Origin of the sequence: Sulfurovum sp. UBA12169, from assembly GCA_002742845.1 — a bacterium.
Lineage (GTDB): Bacteria > Campylobacterota > Campylobacteria > Campylobacterales > Sulfurovaceae > Sulfurovum.
This window is the reverse complement of record DLUH01000005.1, coordinates 120,086-138,937: the sequence shown is the minus strand read 5'-3', so window position 1 is coordinate 138,937 and position 18,852 is coordinate 120,086. Positions and strand designations below refer to the sequence as shown.

Below are 18,852 nucleotides of genomic sequence, written 5' to 3'. Positions count from 1 at the left end.
AATCGTTTTTTTTCTTTGGTGTTGACATGGTATATGAATGCAGCAGGAATGACACATGAGGATGGGACCAAACAGGCTATTGTAAAAATTTACACTGTATCTAAAGTACCAAATTATCAAGAGCCGTGGAACAGTTCGATGCAGAGATCCACAGGTTCTGGGACCATCATAGAGGGCAATCTTATTTTAACGAATGCCCATGTTGTTGCCAATCAAACTTTTTTGGAGGTGCAGCGCTACGGTGAAAGAAAACGTTATATCGCAAAAGTACTAAGCGTCTCTCATCAGGCAGACTTAGCACTTTTAAGTGTAGAAGACAGCCAATTTTTTGAAGGGGTTAAGCCTTTGGAGTTTGGAGAACTTCCTGAGATAGAACAGCAGATTGTTGTTTATGGTTATCCTATGGGCGGAGACACTCTGAGTGCAACTATAGGGGTAGTTTCGCGCATTGAGCACCGTATCTATGCGCACAGCGGAGAATCTTTTTTGGCTGTGCAGGTGGATGCGGCTGTTAATCCCGGAAACAGCGGAGGACCTGCCCTTTCAGGGGGAAAGATTGTCGGCGTGGTGATGCAGGTGATCGGAAAGTCCCAAAATATAGGCTATCTCGTACCTGTAACCATGGTGAAACATTTTATTGAAGATATGAAAGACGGGCAGCATAATGGGTTTGCAGATTTTGGGATCATGACGCAAAATCTAGAAAACCCTACGCTTAGACGCTATTATCATCTAGATGATAATACTACGGGAAAACTGGTTGATTATATAGTGTATAACTCTGCCTTGAAAGATGTGCTCAAGGTGGGAGATATTCTTACTGCGGTAGACGGGCATAAGATAGAAAATGACGGTACAGTTGCGTTTAGAGATCATGAGTACACTTCATACCATTATTATGTTGATCAGCGCCAAATGGGGGAGAGTGTTACGCTTGATATTTTAAGAGATAACAAAAAGATGCAGGTTGAAGCCGTTTTAAAACAAACCGCAGACGATCTTTTGCTTGTTGACACTACACAGTATGATGTGATACCTCGCTATTTTATTTATGGAGGCTATGTCTTCTCACCGCTGAGCCGGAATTTGCTTTTGTCTACGAGTGTTAATCAATTAAAATTAAGCTATTATGCAACACAGTGGCCTACAGAAAAGAAAAAAGAGGTGGTGGTACTTTTAAAAGTTCTGGCTTCGGATATCAGTAGAGGCAATTATAATTTTGCCATGTGGCCCATAGAAAAGATCAACGGCGAGACGTTTGACAGTTTTAAAACTTTTTATGAAAAAATGCAATCCTTTGAAGGACAATACATTGTGCTTGAGGATGAAGAGGGCGTCAAAGTGGCCATAGATAAACAAGAAGCGTTGGGCAAGCAGAATGAGATTTTAAAAAAATACAATATTGAATTTGACAGGTCTGCAGATTTGCGGGAAAATAAGTAGGCTAACCAATAGATCAATGAAGCACAGTTAAAAAGGTCACTTATATTTTTTAAACTGCTCCAGCCATACTTTGTCTTCGTTGCTTAGTGTATTGACTTTTTCAAGCAGCCTTTGTTTGATATGTTCGAGCTCTTGTATTTCCAAGTAAGCCAGCAATAAAGGATTGATCGTAGGTCCTTCTTTGCCGTATGCGATCAGTTCTTCAATTTCTTTTAATAATTCTTCTTTGGTTTGCATGTGCTATACTATCATAAAAGCATTAAAGGAAAAAGAATGTTAAAAATTGGCGAGGATGTCCCTGATTTTTGTCTTCCAAATCAAGATGAGGAAGAGATCTGTCTAAGGGATATCAAAGGGCGCTGGATCGTACTTTATTTTTATCCCAAGGACAATACTCCCGGATGCACCGCGGAAGCGTGTGATTTTACAGTAGCATTGTCCGATTTCGAAGGTCTTGATGCGATTGTGCTGGGAGTGAGTCCTGACAGTCCTCAAAAGCATAGAAATTTTATAGAAAAAAAAGATTTAAGGATCACACTTTTGGCAGACGAAGACAAAGAACTCTGCCATCTTTTTGGTGTCTGGCAACCCAAAAAGTTTATGGGCAAAGAGTATATGGGGGTTGTTAGAAGCACATTTATACTAGATCCTTATGGACAAATTGCAGCCGCATGGAGCAATGTCAAAGTAAAGGGACATGTGGATGAGGTTAAAGCCAAACTTGAAGAACTCCAGGCATAATTTTGAGAGGGAGATTGTCAAAAAAGGCGATACCTCTTTTTTCTTTTTATAATCTTTTAAACAATAGTTCGATATAATCGCGCTCCTTATTCTGTATTGGGATTTGGAAATACTCATGTAGTTATTCCTTGAAAGGTTGCACGTTGTGTGTTCAGGGCTACAGAGGCAAAACCTAAGATGATTTGATTCATCAAACAAAAAAACATAATTATACCAAGGAGCAAAAATGGTAACAATGAAAGACTTACTCGAATGCGGTGTGCATTTTGGGCATCAGACAAGAAGATGGAATCCAAAAATGAAAAAATTTATTTTTGGCGCAAGAAAAAATATCTATATTATCGACCTTCAAAAGACGCTTAGATACTTCAAGTATACTTACAATGTAGTAAGAGATGCAGCGGCTGAAGGCAAAACAGTGCTTTTTGTGGGAACAAAAAAACAAGCCAGAGGCGCGATTAAAGAGTATGCTGAAAAATGCGGTATGCCTTATGTATCTACAAGATGGCTTGGCGGCATGTTGACAAATTACCCTACAATGAAAAAATCAATCAGAAAACTTGAGATCATTGAGCAGATGGAAGAGAATGGTCAAATCAATCTTTTGACCAAAAAAGAAGCATTGATGCTTAGAAGAACAAAAGAAAAACTAAACTCTTACCTTGAAGGTTTCAGACATATGAAAAGACTTCCGGATATGATGTTTGTTGTCGATACAGTTAAAGAACATATTGCTGTAAATGAAGCAAAAAGACTTGGCATGAAAGTCGTTGCGCCGCTTGATACCAACTGTGATCCTGATTTGGTTGATTATCCGATTCCGGGAAATGATGACGCGATCAGATCTATAGAGCTTTTCTGTAAAGAGATGGCAGAAGCTATTAATGAAGGCAAAGCGATCTATGCCGAAGCACATGGTCAAGAAGTGGAAACAGCTGTTGCAAGCGAAGAGATTGAGCAAATGATGGCTGAAGAAGCTACTGCTGAAATAACAGAAGGCGATGACCTTACCAAAATCAAAGGTATCGGTAAAGTTTACCAAGAAAAACTCAATGCAGAAGGTTTCTACACTTATGATGATGTAGCCAATATGACTGACGAGCAAATTCAAACAATGGAAGAAAAATATAGCTTTAAAGGTGACTTTAAAGAGGCTGTCGCAAGCGCAAAAGAATTGGCGGAGGCGTAAAATTATGGCAAACTTTGGACCACAGGATATCAAAAAACTCAGAGAGATGACAGACGCAGGGATGATGGACTGCAAAAAAGCATTGACTGAGGCTGACGGAAATATGGATAAAGCTGTAGAGTGGCTACGTGACCAAGGGATAGGTGCAGCTGCTAAAAAAGCAGGGAAAGTAGCGGCAGAAGGCGCTATTGGTGTAAAAGTAGAGGGACATAAAGCGATTATTGTTGAGATTAACTCCCAAACTGATTTCGTTGCCCAAAATGAAAAATTTAAAGCTGTCATGAAAGATGTGGTAGAACACACATTTGCTAATGAGTTAGCAGATGCGGAGGCAATCAATGCTTCAACAATCAAAGGACAGCCTTTTTCTGAATATCTTTCACTTCAAATTGCTACAATCGGCGAAAATCTTGTGGTGAGAAGATCAGCATTTATTGAAGGAGATGAGACAACCGCTATCAATGGGTATGTCCATGCAAATAATCAAGTAGGTGTAATTATTTCAGCAAAATGCGATTCTTCTAAAACAGCTGAAGCAATGACTCCGGTACTCAAAGATGTTGCAATGCATGCAGCGGCAATGAGACCAAGAACATTAAGCTACAAAGATTTTGATCCTTCGTATGTTGCTGAAGAAACACAAGGAAGAATCGTTGCAATCGAAAAAGAGAATGAAGAACTTGCTCGTCTTGGCAAGCCTCTTAAAAATATTCCCCAATATATCTCTATGGCACAGTTGACGGAAGAGATTATGGCAGAGGCTGAAGCTATGCTCAAAGAAGAGCTTAGAGCAGAAGGCAAGCCTGAACAGATCTGGGACAGAATTCTTCCCGGCAAACTCTCAAGATTTATATCAGACAATACGACATTGGATCAAGAGCAGTGTTTGCTTGATCAAAAATTCGTAATGGATGATAGCAAAACTGTTGCCGAGTATATTCAAGATAAAGCAAAAGCAGCCGGCGGCACAGCACAGATCGTGACGTTTGTTAGACTTGAAGTTGGCGAAGGTATTGTGGTTGAACAAGAAGATTTTGCAGCGGAAGTTGCCAAACAAATGGCATAAAAAAAGACTCCATTCTGGAGTCTTTTCCCACTTAATTACCTACTTTTCTTTTTCTTCATTATTTTTTTATGCTATGATATATTAAATTATTTAAAGGCAATACGCTATGCCACAATCACTTTTGGAAGCAAAAAATATTTCACATAGTTTTGATTATCCTCTTTTTTCTCATATTGATTTTTCTTTAAAGCCCGCACAAAGTGTGGCAATAGTCGGACGAAGCGGCAGCGGGAAATCGACATTTCTGCATATTCTTTCTACCTTTTTAAAGCCAAAAGAAGGGGAGGTGGTTTTTCTAGGCAAATCGCTTTATGCGCTGAGAGATCATGAAATAGAGGCATTGCGCCGTTATGAGATAGGAATTATTTTCCAATTTCATTATCTTTTTAAGGGAATGAGCGCGTTGGAAAATATCAGTGTAGCGACAATGCTCTCAGGAGAGGAGTTGGACGAGGAAATATTAAAAAAATTAGAGATAGATCACTTGATGAGCCATAAGACTTCCGAACTTTCGGGGGGGGAACAGCAGCGCGTTTCTATAGCAAGGGTTTTGAGCAAAAAACCTCGTATTATATTTGCCGATGAGCCCACTGGAAATCTTGATAAAGAGACAGCAGGATTGGTGATGGATGTACTATTAGAGTATATTAAAGAGACAAAGGCAGGATTGCTTCTTGTGACACATGATGCGCAAATGGCTGCTCGGTGTGATAAAATATATGCCTTAGAGAACAGAGAATTGGAGGTTAAAGCGTGAAGATAGATATAATGTCAGCAGTTTACACTACTTCTATGGTGCTATCGGCTTTTGCTGCTGCTTTGATTCTCACAAAAATATTTGTAAAATGGATAGAAAAAAGAAAAGAAAAATAAGACTAAAGTCCGCTTTATCTTGCCTGGGCAATCAGTACGCCTTCTAAAATTTTATCAATATCACCATCAAGTATGGCTTCCACGTTTGAGAAAGCCTGATTGCTTCTTGTGTCTTTGATCTGCTGATAGGGAGCAAGAACATAAGAGCGTATTTGGTGACCCCAGCCTATTTCAGATTTTTCTACACCGTCTATGACGGCTTGTTTTTTTGCCATTTCATATTCATAAAGACGAGATATAAGCATTTTCATTGCTGCAGCTCTATTTTTATGTTGGCTTCTGTCGTTCTGACATTGAACTACGATGCCCGTGGGAATATGTGTGATGCGGATGGCTGATTCTGTTTTATTGACGTGTTGTCCCCCTGCGCCCGAGGCACGATACGTATCAACACGGATATCCTTATCCTCAATACCAATGTCAATATCGTCATCAATTTCAGGCGAAACCATGACAGAGCTAAAAGAGGTATGACGTTTAGCGTTGCTGTCAAACGGAGAGATGCGTACAAGTCTGTGAATTCCATTTTCTACTTTGAGGTAGCCGTAGGCATTTTCTCCTTTGATGATAAAAGAAGCATCTTTTATGCCAGCCTCATCTCCTGCTTGATAATCAAGCACTTCCACGCCAAAACCATGTCTCTCTGCCCAGCGCAGATACATGCGATAGAGCATACTTGCCCAGTCTTGGGATTCGGTACCTCCTGCCCCGGGGTGAATAGAAACTATGGCGCTGCTGCCATCGTGCGGACCGCTAAGCATCATTTGCACTTCAAGTGATTGAATGTTTTTTTGAAGATTGTCTGATTCCATATAGAGCATCTCAAGAGTTTCTTCATCATTTTCAGCCTTTGAGAGCTCAAAATACTCATTTGCATCGGCCAACGCATCGGCCGCGTTATTGTAGGTTGCCAAAATACGTTCTGTTTTTGTTTTTTCTTGAGATACTTTTCCGGCATTTGCAGCATCATCCCAAAAAGAGGCTTCATGCTGCATCTGTTCTATCTCTTCGAGTCTTTTTTGCAGCAGATCCGGCTTGACAATATTCTTAATATTGTTTATTTTAGTAGAAAGTGTTTTAAGTAATTCACCGTATTCGTATGCGTCCATGTAAAAAATCCTTTTACAAATTAAAATTTAAAATTATTTTTTTAATATAATATAAACATGTATAGATATTTAATTTAAAATACCTTTTTGGTTTATACTTTTTAATTGTTAATTATTCTGGTAAGATTTTATCAAAATATTGTGAAATTCGAGGTTAGAGATGAGAGTTGTGCGAACAATAGATGCTTTACAAGAAGCAAAAAAAAATTTATTTGGAAGCATAGGTTTTGTGCCCACCATGGGAGCATTACACAAAGGACATCTTTCCTTGATACAGCAGGCAAAAAAAGAAAATAAACATGTTATTGTTTCCGTTTTTGTTAATCCTACCCAGTTTTTAGAAGGGGAGGACCTGGAAAGCTATCCGCGCAAAGAAGAGGCAGACAGAAAAATTTGTGAACTTGCCGGGGTAGATATACTCTTTATGCCAAGCGCTGATCAAATGTATGAAAAAGATGAGCTTGCCATAGGTGCACCCGCAGTGCGAGGATATATACTGGAGGGGGAAAAGCGTCCCGGGCATTTTGACGGTATGCTGCAAGTAGTAATGAAGCTGCTTAATCTCTCCGGAGCCCAAAAAGCCTATTTTGGAAAAAAAGATGCACAGCAGCTGGTGCTGATTATGCAGATGGTCAAAAATTATTTTATGGATGTGCGGATAGTTCCATGCGATATTGTTCGTGATGAAAACGGTTTGGCTCTTAGCAGCCGAAATATTTATCTGAACGAAGAGGAAAAATGCAGAGCATTATCGCTCTCTAAATCTTTAAAGCGTGCTACAAAATGCATTATGTCCGGCGAGTTAGATGCGGAAACAGTAAAAAGTAAGATGCTGGAAGTTTTAAGAGAGACAGATACGGTTGAATATATTGCCATTGTTGACAGAAAGTTTAATGGCTTAAAAAAAATAGAAATAGGCAATACTATTATTTTGGTGGCTGCACGCATTGGAAAACCGAGACTGATTGATAATATTTGGATTTAAAATAGATCATGAAAAAGCTCATGGGTTGATTTGTTTTTGGCCGGTTTGGGTTGTGTATTTGTTTTGATGGGTTCGGGCTGCTTGATAGGTTTAGGTTTTTTTTCGATATCGAAAAGCTCTTTTACTGTTTTTTTCTGAGAAGCGGGCGAACCGGCCTTGATAGTTGTTTTTTGTGCCGGAGGCACTTTTTGTTTGGTTTTTGCCAAAGGAGGTGTTGGTTTTGTGCCAGAAGGTAAACCTTCTTTGTCAATTACTTCTTGTATTTCGGGTTTAAGATATTCTTGATCTACCAAAATGCCCACCATATTTTTAAAGGTAGGAACTGCGGAGAGAGAAGCAAAATATTTAAGATATTTTTTGGCACGTATTACTAAAACGCCGATGGTGTATTTATTCCCCCTTGCATCATTGGCGAACCCGTAAAAACTGCTGTGGTATTCCCGTACATATCGCCCGTTTTTGGCAATATGCGCTGTTCCGGTTTTCCCTCCGATCTCTAATCCGGGATATTGCGCTTTGACGCCGGTTCCTCTGTTGACTACTTCAACCAAAATATCATGGATCTGCTCGGCTGTTTTAGGAGTGATGGCTTGCAGATTTTCCACTCTAGGCTTTGGAGGGTTGTAGTGGTTGCCTTTGGCGTCCTCAAGGTAATTAACAATACGAGGGGTAACAGCAATACCGTCATTGTTAAATGCGCTGTATGCTTTGAAAAGTTGCATAAATGTAACCATCATCCCGTACCCATAAGAACTGTTTGCTCTATGCATAGGATGATCCAGTAAAGACAGAGGTTTTATTTGCCCTGGCAAGTCACGAGAAAGATCGATGCCCGAGGGTCTGGCTAGACCAAAACCAAGCAAGCCGTCTCTAAACTCTTTACCGGTAAGTTTCCAGCTAATTTGCGAGATACCTATATTGGATGAATGAACAATAATATCCCTAACGGTAAGTGAGTCAAATTTTTCATCATCGGTGATCCAGCGTCTTTTTCCGATTTGAAACTTTCCGTTGTAAGTATTGAATACGGTATCGGGTGTAACAAGATTATGATTGAGAGCAATGGCCAAAGAAATGGGTTTTAGGACAGAGCCGGCTTCATAAGGATATTCGCTGAATTTTGGATTGAGCGCAGGGATATCTTTTTGTGTAATACATGAAGGATTGAAACGTTCTGTGCTGGCCAGACTGACTACTTTGCCTGTTTTGCTTTCCATTGCGGCTACAATAATTTCATCCGCATCAATTTCTTCTTTCATTTGATCAAGCATAAGTTCGACTCTTCTTTGCAGAGCCAAAGGAATATTCAGATGCAGATCCAAGCCGTCAACACGGTGTATTTTCATACTATTTTTGTCATGTATGACGGCACTCAACACATCTCTTTTGCCTTTAAAGTATCCATTTTTTTTAGAGGTAATATGTTTTTCGTATTGTCTTTCAAGCCCTTTTTTCCCCTCAGGTCTGACATACCTGTTTTCATTTTTTTCGCCTACATAGCCAAGAATAGGACTTAGGATCTCTCCCAGAGGAAAATATCTTTGCTCGCCAATTTCAATAATATCAAGTCCATAAAGAACTTGAATTCCATTTGCATTTTTGATTGAACGAAAGACACCCATTTGCCGAAGTTTATAAGCGAGAGATTTAAGCTGCATTGCGGATTTGGCATTGATAGTTTTAGAGATAACTATGTTTCCTTTTTTCTCGTTGCCTTTACTGTCTTTGAATTTATCTTCTATCTCTTTTTCCGGGATGCCGCTATAGATGCTGAAAAGCTTAATAAAAAGAGCTTTTTTGTGAGGGTTAATGCTTGCGCCGCGAATGACAGCTTGATAGATTTTTTGGGAACGGCCGAGCGTAAAGCCGTCAGCAGAGATGATAGCTCCGCGTAATGACCTGTCATGAAGAACGGTATCGTGACTGGGAATGCGTCTTTGGGCAGTAATGGTTGTAAGAATGGAAAATAAAAAAACAATGATAGCGATTGCCAACAATAAAAAGAGAAGCAAGATCTTTAAACTTCTTTGTTTGATCGCTTTGTTATTAATTTCTTTATACATCTATGCTCCACTTGATGTGTAATTTTATTAAAATCTATCTATAAATTGGATAAAATAGCTTTTAATCTTGAAACAAAGTGATTTTATATGATAGATAAACCTCTTTTGGCTGCGGTAATGGCGCTGTTGACCTTTTCTTTGGTTGCGAGCTATTCTCTTTCCGTATATACGGTGCTTTATTTTGATTATAGTGATTTTCATTTTTTTATACGACAAGGTATCGCAGTTTTTTTAGGATTTATTCTTATGGTGATTTTAAGCAAGCTGGATCCGGATAAGTGGTTTGTTCCTACAGGATTGTTTATTTTTGTTTCTTTCTTTCTTTTGATGATTGTCATGCAGTTTTTGCCGCACTCATTGGTGAATGCTGTAGGGGGAGCTAAACGATGGATACATATAGGGCCTATGTCTATCGCGCCTGTTGAGTTTTTTAAAGTAGGGTTTGTCTTTTTTTTAGCATGGAGTTTTTCTCGAAAATTATTGGATAAAAATGAGATGAATTTTTTAGAGGAAATTAAAACCTTTTCGCCCTATTTGGGTGTATTTTTGGTCGCTGTACTGCTGATTGCTATTTTGCAAAAAGATTTGGGTCAGGTTGTCGTGCTGGGAGCAACGCTTTTGGTACTTTTTTTGTTTGCGGGGAGTAGTTTGAAATTCTTTTTTACTTTGGTGGGAGGCTCATTTGCGGCTCTTGTGGCCTTGATTTTTATTGCACCCCACCGTATGGAGAGGATTAAGAGCTGGTGGGGAACGGTGCAGGACAGTGTGCTTTCGATTTTTCCTTTTGAATCGATGCAAAATCTTCGTGTTGAAGTAGGCAAAGAGCCCTATCAGATTTCCAATTCGCTCAACGCCATACATAATGGCGGTTTTTGGGGGCAGGGGCTTGGAAATGGACAATTTAAACTGGGGTATCTCAGTGAGGTGCATACAGACTTTATTTTGGCGGGCATTACGGAAGAGTTTGGTTTTTTTGGCGTTTCCTTGGTGGCATTGACATTATTGTTTATTGTCTACCGTATCTTTAAGATTGCTTCAAAGGTGCAAAACCCCGTCTATTATCTTTTTTCTATAGGGGTAGGATTGCTTATGGCGTTTGCTTTTATATTGAACAGTTATGGTATTTCCGGAATTACGCCCATCAAAGGGATAGCTGTACCTTTTTTAAGCTACGGGGGCTCTCATATATTGGCTTCTTGTATTGCTATAGGAATGATTTTAATGATTTCCAAAAAAGTATCCAGGAAAGAAAATGGCGACATGCTATAGCGTGTCGCTATAAAGAGGAGTGTTAATGAGTATAGCGATGACGGGGGGCGGAACAGGCGGACATCTTGCTATTGTCAGGGCAGTCAAAGAACAGCTAAAAAAGGAAGAACTTATTTACATCGGTTCAACCAGAGGGCAGGATAAGCAGTGGTTTGAAGCAGACGAGGCATTTGGAGCAAAATATTTTTTATCTACCCAGGGGGTGGTCAATCAGGGCATATTGGGCAAAGCAAAATCGCTTTGGATGATGCTTAAGGCAACCAAAATGGCAGTAGGTTTATTGAAAAAACATAATGCAAGAGTAGTTTTTTCTGTAGGAGGATTTTCGTCTGCACCAACAGCTTTTGCAGCTAAGATTCTGCGTATTCCTTTAGTGATCCATGAACAAAATGCAGCACTGGGATCTCTAAACAGGTTGCTTAAGCCTTATGCTGCTTCGTTTATCTCCTCTTATCTTCAAGAGAGTCCTGTTAAGGCCTATCCCGTAAAAGAAATATTTTTTGAAAATGCACGCACAAGAAAACACGTTAAAACAATCATCTTTCTGGGGGGATCACAAGGTGCAAAAGCGATCAATACTTTAGCGCTCCAAATAGCCCCTCAGTTGCACAAAAAAAGAATAAAAATCATTCACCAAGCCGGTGAAAAACATGTAAAGGATGTTCAGGAGGCATATGAAGCATTGGGAATCGAAGCAGAAGTCTTCGGATTTACAACACGGCTGGCAGAGTACATGAAGGAGGCGGATTTGGCCATTGCAAGAGCAGGCGCTTCTACGTTATGGGAGCTTTCGGCTACAGCATTGCCTGCGCTTTTTATCCCTTATCCGTATGCCGCCAGCGATCATCAGTACTACAATGCGCAATTTTTAGTTGAAAAAGAGTTGGCATGGGTAATGCGTGAAGATCAAATTGATGTAATCAGAGTCTTGACATTGCTGGATGAAGACATGGAAGTGAAAAGTAGAGGCTTGATGCAAATGATCCAAAAAGATGGCAGCAAAAAGATAGCAGAACTTCTTTTGCAGTTTTAATTTATTTTTTTCAAATGGTTTGAATTTGTTATATTTTTGCTTCTTTTTTGACCGATATGCTCCTGCTTTTGCGAGCTAAAGCGATTTGAAAGTTTTCTTTATCGTCCAATAACCACATTTTCGATAAAATATCTTCAATTTAAAAGAGGATAGTTTTCAATGGATATTAGAAAAGCATATTTGGACTTTTTTCAAAGCAAAGATCATCAATTGGTGGAAAGCTCTCCGCTGGTGCCTGATGATGCGACGTTGCTTTTTACCAATGCAGGAATGGTACAGTTTAAGGAGATTTTTACAGGGAATGCGCCTATCCCAAATATTCCGAGGGCCACTTCTTCTCAGACATGTATCAGAGCGGGCGGAAAACATAACGATCTTGATAATGTAGGGTATACGGCAAGACACCATACTTTTTTTGAAATGCTGGGAAATTTTTCTTTTGGCGACTATTTTAAAGAAGAAGCAATCGCCTATGCATGGGAGTTTGTAACAAGCAAAGCGTATTTGGCGCTTCCTGTGGAAAAGATCTGGGTGACTGTGCATGAGAATGATGATGAAGCGTATGGGATCTGGAAAAAATATGTCCGCGAGGAACATATCATGCGTTTTGGCGATAAGGACAACTTTTGGCAAATGGGAGACACAGGTCCGTGCGGTCCGTGCAGCGAGATTTTTTATGATCAAGGCGAAGAATATTTTCATTCTGATGAAGATGTAATGGGCGGAGACGGAGATAGATTTTTAGAGATTTGGAACTTGGTTTTTATGCAGTACGAAAGAGATGAAGATGGCATATTGCATCCTTTGCCACAGCCAAGTATCGATACAGGTATGGGACTCGAAAGGGTGGTTGCCATCAAAGAAGGAAAACGCAACAATTATCACTCTTCACTCTTTAAGCCCTTGCTCGATGCGATAGAAAAACGTGTAGGAACGCCATACGATTATGATGCGCCAAATTCTGCAAGTTATCGAGTTATTGCCGATCATTTGCGTTCTACGGCATTTTTGCTTGCACAAGGAGTTAATTTCGATAAAGAAGGACGCGGATATGTGCTGCGCCGCATTATGCGCCGTGCGATTCGTCACGGCTATTTACTTGGCCTGCGCGAACCTTTTATGTGTGAACTTGTTGATGCGCTTGTTGAGGTGATGGGTGGGCATTACGCGTATTTAAAAACAAAAGCAGAAGCGATTAAAACCTCTATGAGGCTTGAAGAAGAGCGTTTTTTTGATACGATTGAAGCGGGAATCGCACTATTTAACAAAGAGCTGGAAACTACCATCGATGTGTTTAACGGCGAAGTGGCATTCAGACTTTATGATACGTTTGGTTTTCCGCTTGATTTGACAGAAGATATGTTGCGCGAAAAAGGTATTAGATTGGATACAGATGTGTTTGATGCGAAGATGGAAGCACAAAAAGCACAATCCAAAGCAGCCTGGAAAGGAACAGGAGATGCCGTAGCCACAGGAGATTTCAAAGCACTCAAAGAACAATTTGGAGTGAATGAATTTGTGGGATATGAAAAGACCGAAGAAGATACCAGGGTGCTAGCTCTTTTGGATGAAAATTTTCATCAGACACAAAGTGTAGAAGGCAAAGGCTGGGTTTTACTTGAGAGAACACCTTTTTATGCCCAGTCAGGCGGACAGGCCGGAGATATTGGAGAGATAGTCGGTAAGGCCAAGGTGCTTGATACAAAAAAATTTTTAGAGATGAATCTTTCAGAATTTAAAGGTAAGCTGAGTGTTGGCGAAGAAGTAAAAGCGGCAGTAGATAGTACTCGTGCACAGATAGCAAAACATCATTCGGCTACGCATTTGCTTCATGCTGCTTTGCGTGAACTTTTGGGGGATCATATTTCCCAGGCAGGTTCTTTGGTAGAAGCAAACAGGCTTCGTTTTGACTTTTCTCATCCCAAAGCGATGAGTACCGAAGAGATCAGAACGGTTGAAACTTGGGTGAACGATAAGATAGACAGAAACATTTCTACCCAAACGGAAGTAATGCCAATTGAAGAAGCCAAAAAGTCAGGAGCTATGGCGCTTTTTGGTGAGAAGTATGGCGATGAAGTGCGTGTAGTAAGTATGGCCGGCGCTTCTGTTGAACTTTGCGGTGGAACCCATGTGCACCACGCTTCTGAGATCGGACTTTTTATGATTACCAAAGAGAGCGGGGTGAGCGCCGGAGTACGTCGTATAGAAGCTATTTGCGGGGCTGAAGCGATTAGGTCAGTAAGAGAGATTAGAAACGAATTGGGTCAAATCAAAGAAGAGGTTAAAAACCAAAATCCGATAGCGGGTATCACTAAACTCAAAGAGCAAATCAAATCTCTCAAGAGTGAACTTGCCTCGGCGGCGAGCGGCAACCAAAAAGAACTTAAAGCTGTTAAAATAAATGAGGTTAATATCATAGTAGAAGAGGTTGAAAGCGGAGATATCAAAGCAATGATCGATGAAATTAAAAATAGATATGAAAATATTGCTGTGATGCTTTTTATGAAAAAAGAAGACAAAGTGATGCTTGCTGCGGGATCGAAAAATGCACCTATTAAAGCAGGAGACTGGATCAAAACGATCGCGCCTATTGTAGGGGGCGGAGGCGGAGGCCGGCCTGATTTTGCTCAGGCAGGCGGAAAAGATCCAAGCAAGATCGCTCTGGCAATCGAAGAATCTAAAGTCTATTTAAGTCAAATACTAGAAGGCGGGAACTAAAAAAATGAAATCAGCAATGGTGGAGTTTTTTGGCATCTATGCCCATGAGATCGTATTTTTACATGTTTTTTCTGCAATTGTCTGGATAGGAGGCATGATAGCTATCCGTTTGGCAGTTCATCCGAACTTGCAGCGAATAGAAGATCCCGAGGTAAAATTGGGCCGCATCTTGGCAATTACGGGCAATTTTTTTACTATCGCAATACCCTTTATTGGGCTGATGCTCGTCACTGCAGTTTTGATGGCGGTTGGTTTAGGGTTTAGAAATGCAGCCGTCGACCAGAATGGGCAGGTGATTTCTGAGACGGCAATGCATATTTATAATATGGTTCATGCCAAAGAGATCATTTGGTTTATTATGACAATAAACTTCACATGGATGTATCTTAAGCGAAGAAAAGCGCAAAAGTTATTTAATGAACATAATCTTTCCCAGGCCAAAACAAATTTGGAATTGATACCCAAATTTCTTTTGCCGATCAACATTGTTTTAGGTGTGGTTGCGCTGTGGCTTGGTGTTGCTCTTAGGGGATTCTAGCAATGAGCAGTCAGCGCTCAGAAAGCAGCAGCAATAAAATTTGCCTTTGTTCTTCTTCGCCGACAAGGGCATTGCTGCTTGAGCAGTTTGGAATCGATTTTATACAAAACACACCCTCTTATGATGAGGAGCAGATTGTTGCCGCAAATGCTAAAGATTTTGTCTATACGGCAAGCAAAGGCAAAATGGAAGCAGCCATAAAAGAGTTTGGATTGGAAATTCCTTTGCTTTGTGCCGATACAGTGATTACAGCAAGTGACGGTACTGTTTTAAGAAAGCCCAGAAACATTGAAGATGCCAGGCGTATCCTTGAAATACAAAGCGGTTCAGTGATCTTTATCATCTCTTCTCTTCATTTTCAATCCAAAAAACTTCTTTTTTCGGATACATCAGCAACACAGTATCATTTTGCCTCTTTTGACAGCATAGACATGGAAGCATATCTCCAAAGCGGACTTTGGCAGGGCAAGGCGGGTGGATGCATGGTGGAAGGTTTTTGCAAAAAATATATTAAAAGCGTAGAGGGACTTGAGAGTACGGCGATGGGATTGCAAGTCGAGAAATTGCTACCGTGGATAGGCAGACATCATGTATGAAAATGAACTTCGTGCACTTCAAAAGGCAGATCGTTTCAGGAAGCGCACGCTTTTTGGTGAAGATCTGATTGATTTGGCGAGCAATGATTATTTGGGATTGTCTAGCAAAAAGAAGCAGCTTAAAAAGGCTTTTGGATTACTTGAACGGTACAATACTTTTTCGCCCAAAGCAAGTATGCTGGTCAATGGTTATCATGCGATACACAAAGAGTTTGAAGAAACACTTTGTGTATTAAATGGGTTTGAATCAGGCATTGCAGTAGGATCCGGATTTTTGGCTAATCTGTCATTAATGGAATCATTGGTGCGTAAAAATGACAGACTGTTCATGGACGAGGAGTACCACGCAAGCGGTATGATGGCCACACGGCTTTTGGGGGATCGTGTAATCTTTTTTAGACACAATGATGCATCGGATTTGCGCGATAAATTACAACAGTATGGCGGTAAAAGAAATATTATAGCCGTAGAGGGTATTTATTCGATGAGCGGCTCATTGTGTGCTCATGAGATATTTGATGCGGCAGATGAAAATGATGCCGTATTGATAGTAGATGAAGCGCATAGTTCCGGTGTACTGGGAAATAAGCTTTTGGGTGTATTTGAACACTATGGCAGAGAAATTAAGCCAAACTATATCAAAATGGGCACTTTGGGAAAAGCATACGGAAGCTATGGCGCTTATATTTTGGCTTCCAGGGAGATTGTCACTTTTTTGGAAAATAGGGCTAAGCCTATTATATACTCTACAGCACCATCGGTTATCGATACCGCGTTAGCGCTTGTAAATGTAAACGCTATTCAAAAAAAAGCAAAACGATATCGTAGTAAAATAGATAAGCGATATAAAATTGTTGAAGAGATTTTGGGCATCAAAAGCGAAAGTTTGATTTTGCCAATTAAAATGCAAAGCAATCAAAAGGCAATGCAGATGCAAAAAGCGTTGATACAAAAAGGTTTTCTTGTGGGGGCAATAAGGCAACCGACAGTGGACACCCCTATATTAAGGATAATTCCTCGTTTAGGTGTATCTGAAAAAAAGTTAAAACAAGTACTGCAACTCATCAACAAGAACACGATATAATTAAAACAAAATAAAGGGGTAGGGTGTTTAGTCGTTTAGTCAAAGGTTCTATTGTGCTGACAATGCTATTTGGCGTCGCCTTGATTGCAGCATTTATCTATGCGTATGAAGAAATATCGCTAGATGCAGATAAACTCATAAATTATAAGCCTGAAACATCAAGTGTAGTACTGGATAGGCATGGCAACAAGTTGGCATATGTTTTTAAGGAGCAGCATCGTCTTTATGCCCGCTATGATGAGATTCCCGGAATGCTTGTGGAGGGACTTGTGGCAATGGAGGATACTCAATTTTTTGAGCACAGCGGAGTAAACCCGGATGCTATTTTAAGAGCTATAATCAAAGATATCAAAGCAGGAAAATTCGTTGAAGGCGGCAGTACCATTACCCAGCAGCTGATTAAAAATAAAATTCTTAGCAATGAAAAAAAACTTGCACGTAAAATTAGAGAAGCAATTTTAGCTTTAAAAATAGAACATGAACTTAGCAAAGAGGAAATTATTGAGCGCTATCTCAATGAAATATCTTACGGCAATAATTATTTTGGAATAAAAACGGCAGCAAGCGGATATTTTCATAAAGAGCTGCAAGAGCTTACCCTTAAAGAATGTGCCATGCTGATAGGTATCCCCAATGCGCCAAGCTATTATAATCCTTTAAGGCATTATAAGCGGGCACTCAATCGTGCCAACAATGTGCTTTACCGTATGAAAAGCATAGGGTGGATCACGCAGAGCGATTATCTAAAGGCGGTAAAAGAATCACCCAAGATATATAAAACCTCTTTAACGCAAAATATTGCTCCCTATATTGTAGATGAGGTTTTAAGACGTTTTAAAGGGCAATTGGGTGATATTCGAACGGGCGGATATCAAATTTATACGACTATTGACATGAAGCAGCAACAGATCGCACAGGAAGCCGTCACGCATGCTTACCAAAAGGCATTAAAACTTTTAAATGAACGCCCCCAAACCTCTACGTTAAATGGCGGACTGGTTGCTGTTGAGAGTAGCACGGGGGATATTTTGGCGATGGTCGGCGGTGTAGACTATGCTAAATCTTCATTTAATCGTATTACTCAGTCTAAAAGACAACCGGGTTCAGCTTTTAAACCATTTATATATCAGACTGCATTGGATATGGGATACAATCCTGCTACGCCTTTAACCGATCTTGCAAGAACATTTCAATACTATCATAATGGCAAACCTAAGGTCTGGTCTCCTAAAAACTATGAAAGAGATTTTAAGGGATTTATTCCTTTGCGAGAAGCATTGGTGCATTCAAGAAATCTGGCAACCATCAATCTTGTGGCAGATATTGGCGTCAATACTATTCGAAAAAGACTGGCTTTTCTTGATGTGCCCCATATCCCCAGGGATATGTCTATTGCCCTTGGAAATCTTGGGCTAAGCCCGCTGAAAATGGCACAAATATTTTCGGTGTTTGCCAATAAGGGGCACATGATAGAGCCAAGACTCGTAAGTAAAATCATCTCGATTGAAGGGGCAGTTATTTATGAAACACGTCCTAAAGAAATTGAGGGTTTCACAACACCGGAACAAGCTTATTTGATGACAGACATACTTAAAGATGTTATCAAGCGCGGAACAGGAAAAAGTGCAGCGGTTCAAGGTATAGAGCTCGCAGGCAAAACCGGTACAACCAACGAAGGTGTTGATGCATGGTTTTGCGGTTATTCTCCTACAATTGAGACAATCTCCTGGTTTGGCAGAGATAACAATAAACCCATAGGCAAAAAAGCAACGGGAGGAGCTATCGCTGCACCGGCTTTTGCTTATTATTATCAAAAATTACTGACACTTTATCCTGATACTAAACGCACATTTGATATACCTCAGGGGGTATTTAGAGGAGAGTATAACGGAAAGATGGAGCTCTATACAAAAGATTCGCCTTTTCCTGTAGCCAAAAAAGAACCAATCAACGAGTATATGCAGATCCTAGATGAAGAGAATGAAATGTCACAAGTTGTGAATATTGAAGAGGATACCGGCTTGGCTGAAACTATTCGTATTGATGAAGATCCTATAAGAGAAAAAGAAGAGGATGATGCCTTGCATCCTAAAAAAATGATACCGACTGCCCCGGTATCAGAAGATAGCGGAACGCTCTTTTAGT

16 protein-coding genes are annotated in these 18,852 nt (G+C 40.1%); 13 read left to right on the top strand and 3 right to left on the bottom strand.

Going from position 1 to position 18,852, the window contains the following annotated elements:
* The first annotated feature begins 33 nt into the window (after positions 1–33).
* Positions 34–1,443 (top strand): serine protease, encoded by a 1,410-nt coding sequence (locus tag CFH81_05630; protein DAB40434.1) that lies wholly within the window; start codon positions 34–36, stop codon positions 1,441–1,443.
* Between the two features lie 36 nt (positions 1,444–1,479).
* Here the strand turns inward: CFH81_05630 and CFH81_05625 are convergent, their stop codons facing one another.
* Positions 1,480–1,680, bottom strand: coding sequence for a hypothetical protein (locus tag CFH81_05625; GenBank protein ID DAB39711.1), 201 nt, complete (start codon positions 1,678–1,680; stop codon positions 1,480–1,482).
* A 36-nt stretch (positions 1,681–1,716) separates the two neighbouring features.
* Here CFH81_05625 and CFH81_05620 point away from each other — a divergent pair, with 36 nt between their 5' ends.
* The 4 genes from CFH81_05620 (at position 1,717) to CFH81_05605 (ending at position 5,196) form a co-directional block, all read left to right on the top strand.
* Entirely contained in the window at positions 1,717–2,184 is a 468-nt protein-coding gene (locus CFH81_05620) for a thioredoxin-dependent thiol peroxidase (protein ID DAB39710.1), read from the top strand.
* Between the two features lie 226 nt (positions 2,185–2,410).
* The gene (gene rpsB, locus CFH81_05615; GenBank protein DAB39709.1) at positions 2,411–3,373 is read left to right on the top strand and encodes a 30S ribosomal protein S2; all 963 of its coding nucleotides are present in this window, start codon (positions 2,411–2,413) and stop codon (positions 3,371–3,373) included.
* Positions 3,374–3,377: 4 nt separating this feature from the next.
* The gene (locus tag CFH81_05610; GenBank protein ID DAB39708.1) at positions 3,378–4,439 is read left to right on the top strand and encodes an elongation factor Ts; all 1,062 of its coding nucleotides are present in this window, start codon (positions 3,378–3,380) and stop codon (positions 4,437–4,439) included.
* 106 nt (positions 4,440–4,545) lie between these two features.
* Positions 4,546–5,196: an ABC transporter ATP-binding protein gene (locus CFH81_05605; protein ID DAB39707.1), complete on the top strand. Its 651-nt coding sequence runs from the start codon at positions 4,546–4,548 to the stop codon at positions 5,194–5,196.
* 130 nt (positions 5,197–5,326) lie between these two features.
* On the opposite strand, the gene CFH81_05600 is transcribed toward CFH81_05605, so the two are convergent.
* Positions 5,327–6,421 (bottom strand): peptide chain release factor 2, encoded by a 1,095-nt coding sequence (locus CFH81_05600; GenBank protein ID DAB39706.1) that lies wholly within the window; start codon positions 6,419–6,421, stop codon positions 5,327–5,329.
* Between the two features lie 160 nt (positions 6,422–6,581).
* On the opposite strand from CFH81_05600, the gene CFH81_05595 reads away from it, so the two are divergent.
* Positions 6,582–7,406, top strand: a complete 825-nt coding sequence (locus CFH81_05595; GenBank protein DAB39705.1) for a pantoate--beta-alanine ligase — start codon at positions 6,582–6,584, stop codon at positions 7,404–7,406.
* Here CFH81_05595 and CFH81_05590 read toward each other — a convergent pair.
* Positions 7,403–9,469, bottom strand: coding sequence for a cell division protein FtsI (locus CFH81_05590; protein ID DAB39704.1), 2,067 nt, complete (start codon positions 9,467–9,469; stop codon positions 7,403–7,405). The two genes, CFH81_05595 and CFH81_05590, sit on opposite strands and share 4 nt — an antisense overlap.
* 87 nt (positions 9,470–9,556) lie before the next feature.
* Between CFH81_05590 and CFH81_05585 the strand changes: the two genes are divergently transcribed.
* The 7 genes from CFH81_05585 (at position 9,557) to CFH81_05555 (ending at position 18,851) form a co-directional block, all read left to right on the top strand.
* Positions 9,557–10,738, top strand: coding sequence for a cell division protein (locus tag CFH81_05585; protein ID DAB39703.1), 1,182 nt, complete (start codon positions 9,557–9,559; stop codon positions 10,736–10,738).
* Between the two features lie 25 nt (positions 10,739–10,763).
* Positions 10,764–11,771, top strand: a complete 1,008-nt coding sequence (gene murG / locus CFH81_05580; GenBank protein ID DAB39702.1) for an undecaprenyldiphospho-muramoylpentapeptide beta-N-acetylglucosaminyltransferase — start codon at positions 10,764–10,766, stop codon at positions 11,769–11,771.
* 159 nt (positions 11,772–11,930) lie between these two features.
* A complete protein-coding gene (locus tag CFH81_05575; GenBank protein ID DAB39701.1) occupies positions 11,931–14,489 on the top strand; it encodes an alanine--tRNA ligase in 2,559 nt (852 codons plus the stop codon).
* A gap of 4 nt (positions 14,490–14,493) precedes the next feature.
* On the top strand, positions 14,494–15,027 hold the full coding sequence (locus CFH81_05570; protein ID DAB39700.1) for a hypothetical protein: 534 nt from the start codon (positions 14,494–14,496) through the stop codon (positions 15,025–15,027).
* 2 nt (positions 15,028–15,029) lie between these two features.
* On the top strand, positions 15,030–15,623 hold the full coding sequence (locus CFH81_05565; GenBank protein DAB39699.1) for a septum formation inhibitor Maf: 594 nt from the start codon (positions 15,030–15,032) through the stop codon (positions 15,621–15,623).
* Positions 15,616–16,707, top strand: coding sequence for an 8-amino-7-oxononanoate synthase (locus CFH81_05560; GenBank protein ID DAB39698.1), 1,092 nt, complete (start codon positions 15,616–15,618; stop codon positions 16,705–16,707). The genes CFH81_05565 and CFH81_05560 overlap by 8 nt, the downstream gene beginning before the upstream one ends.
* A gap of 23 nt (positions 16,708–16,730) precedes the next feature.
* Entirely contained in the window at positions 16,731–18,851 is a 2,121-nt protein-coding gene (locus CFH81_05555; GenBank protein ID DAB39697.1) for a penicillin-binding protein, read from the top strand.
* Position 18,852: the final 1 nt, after the last annotated feature.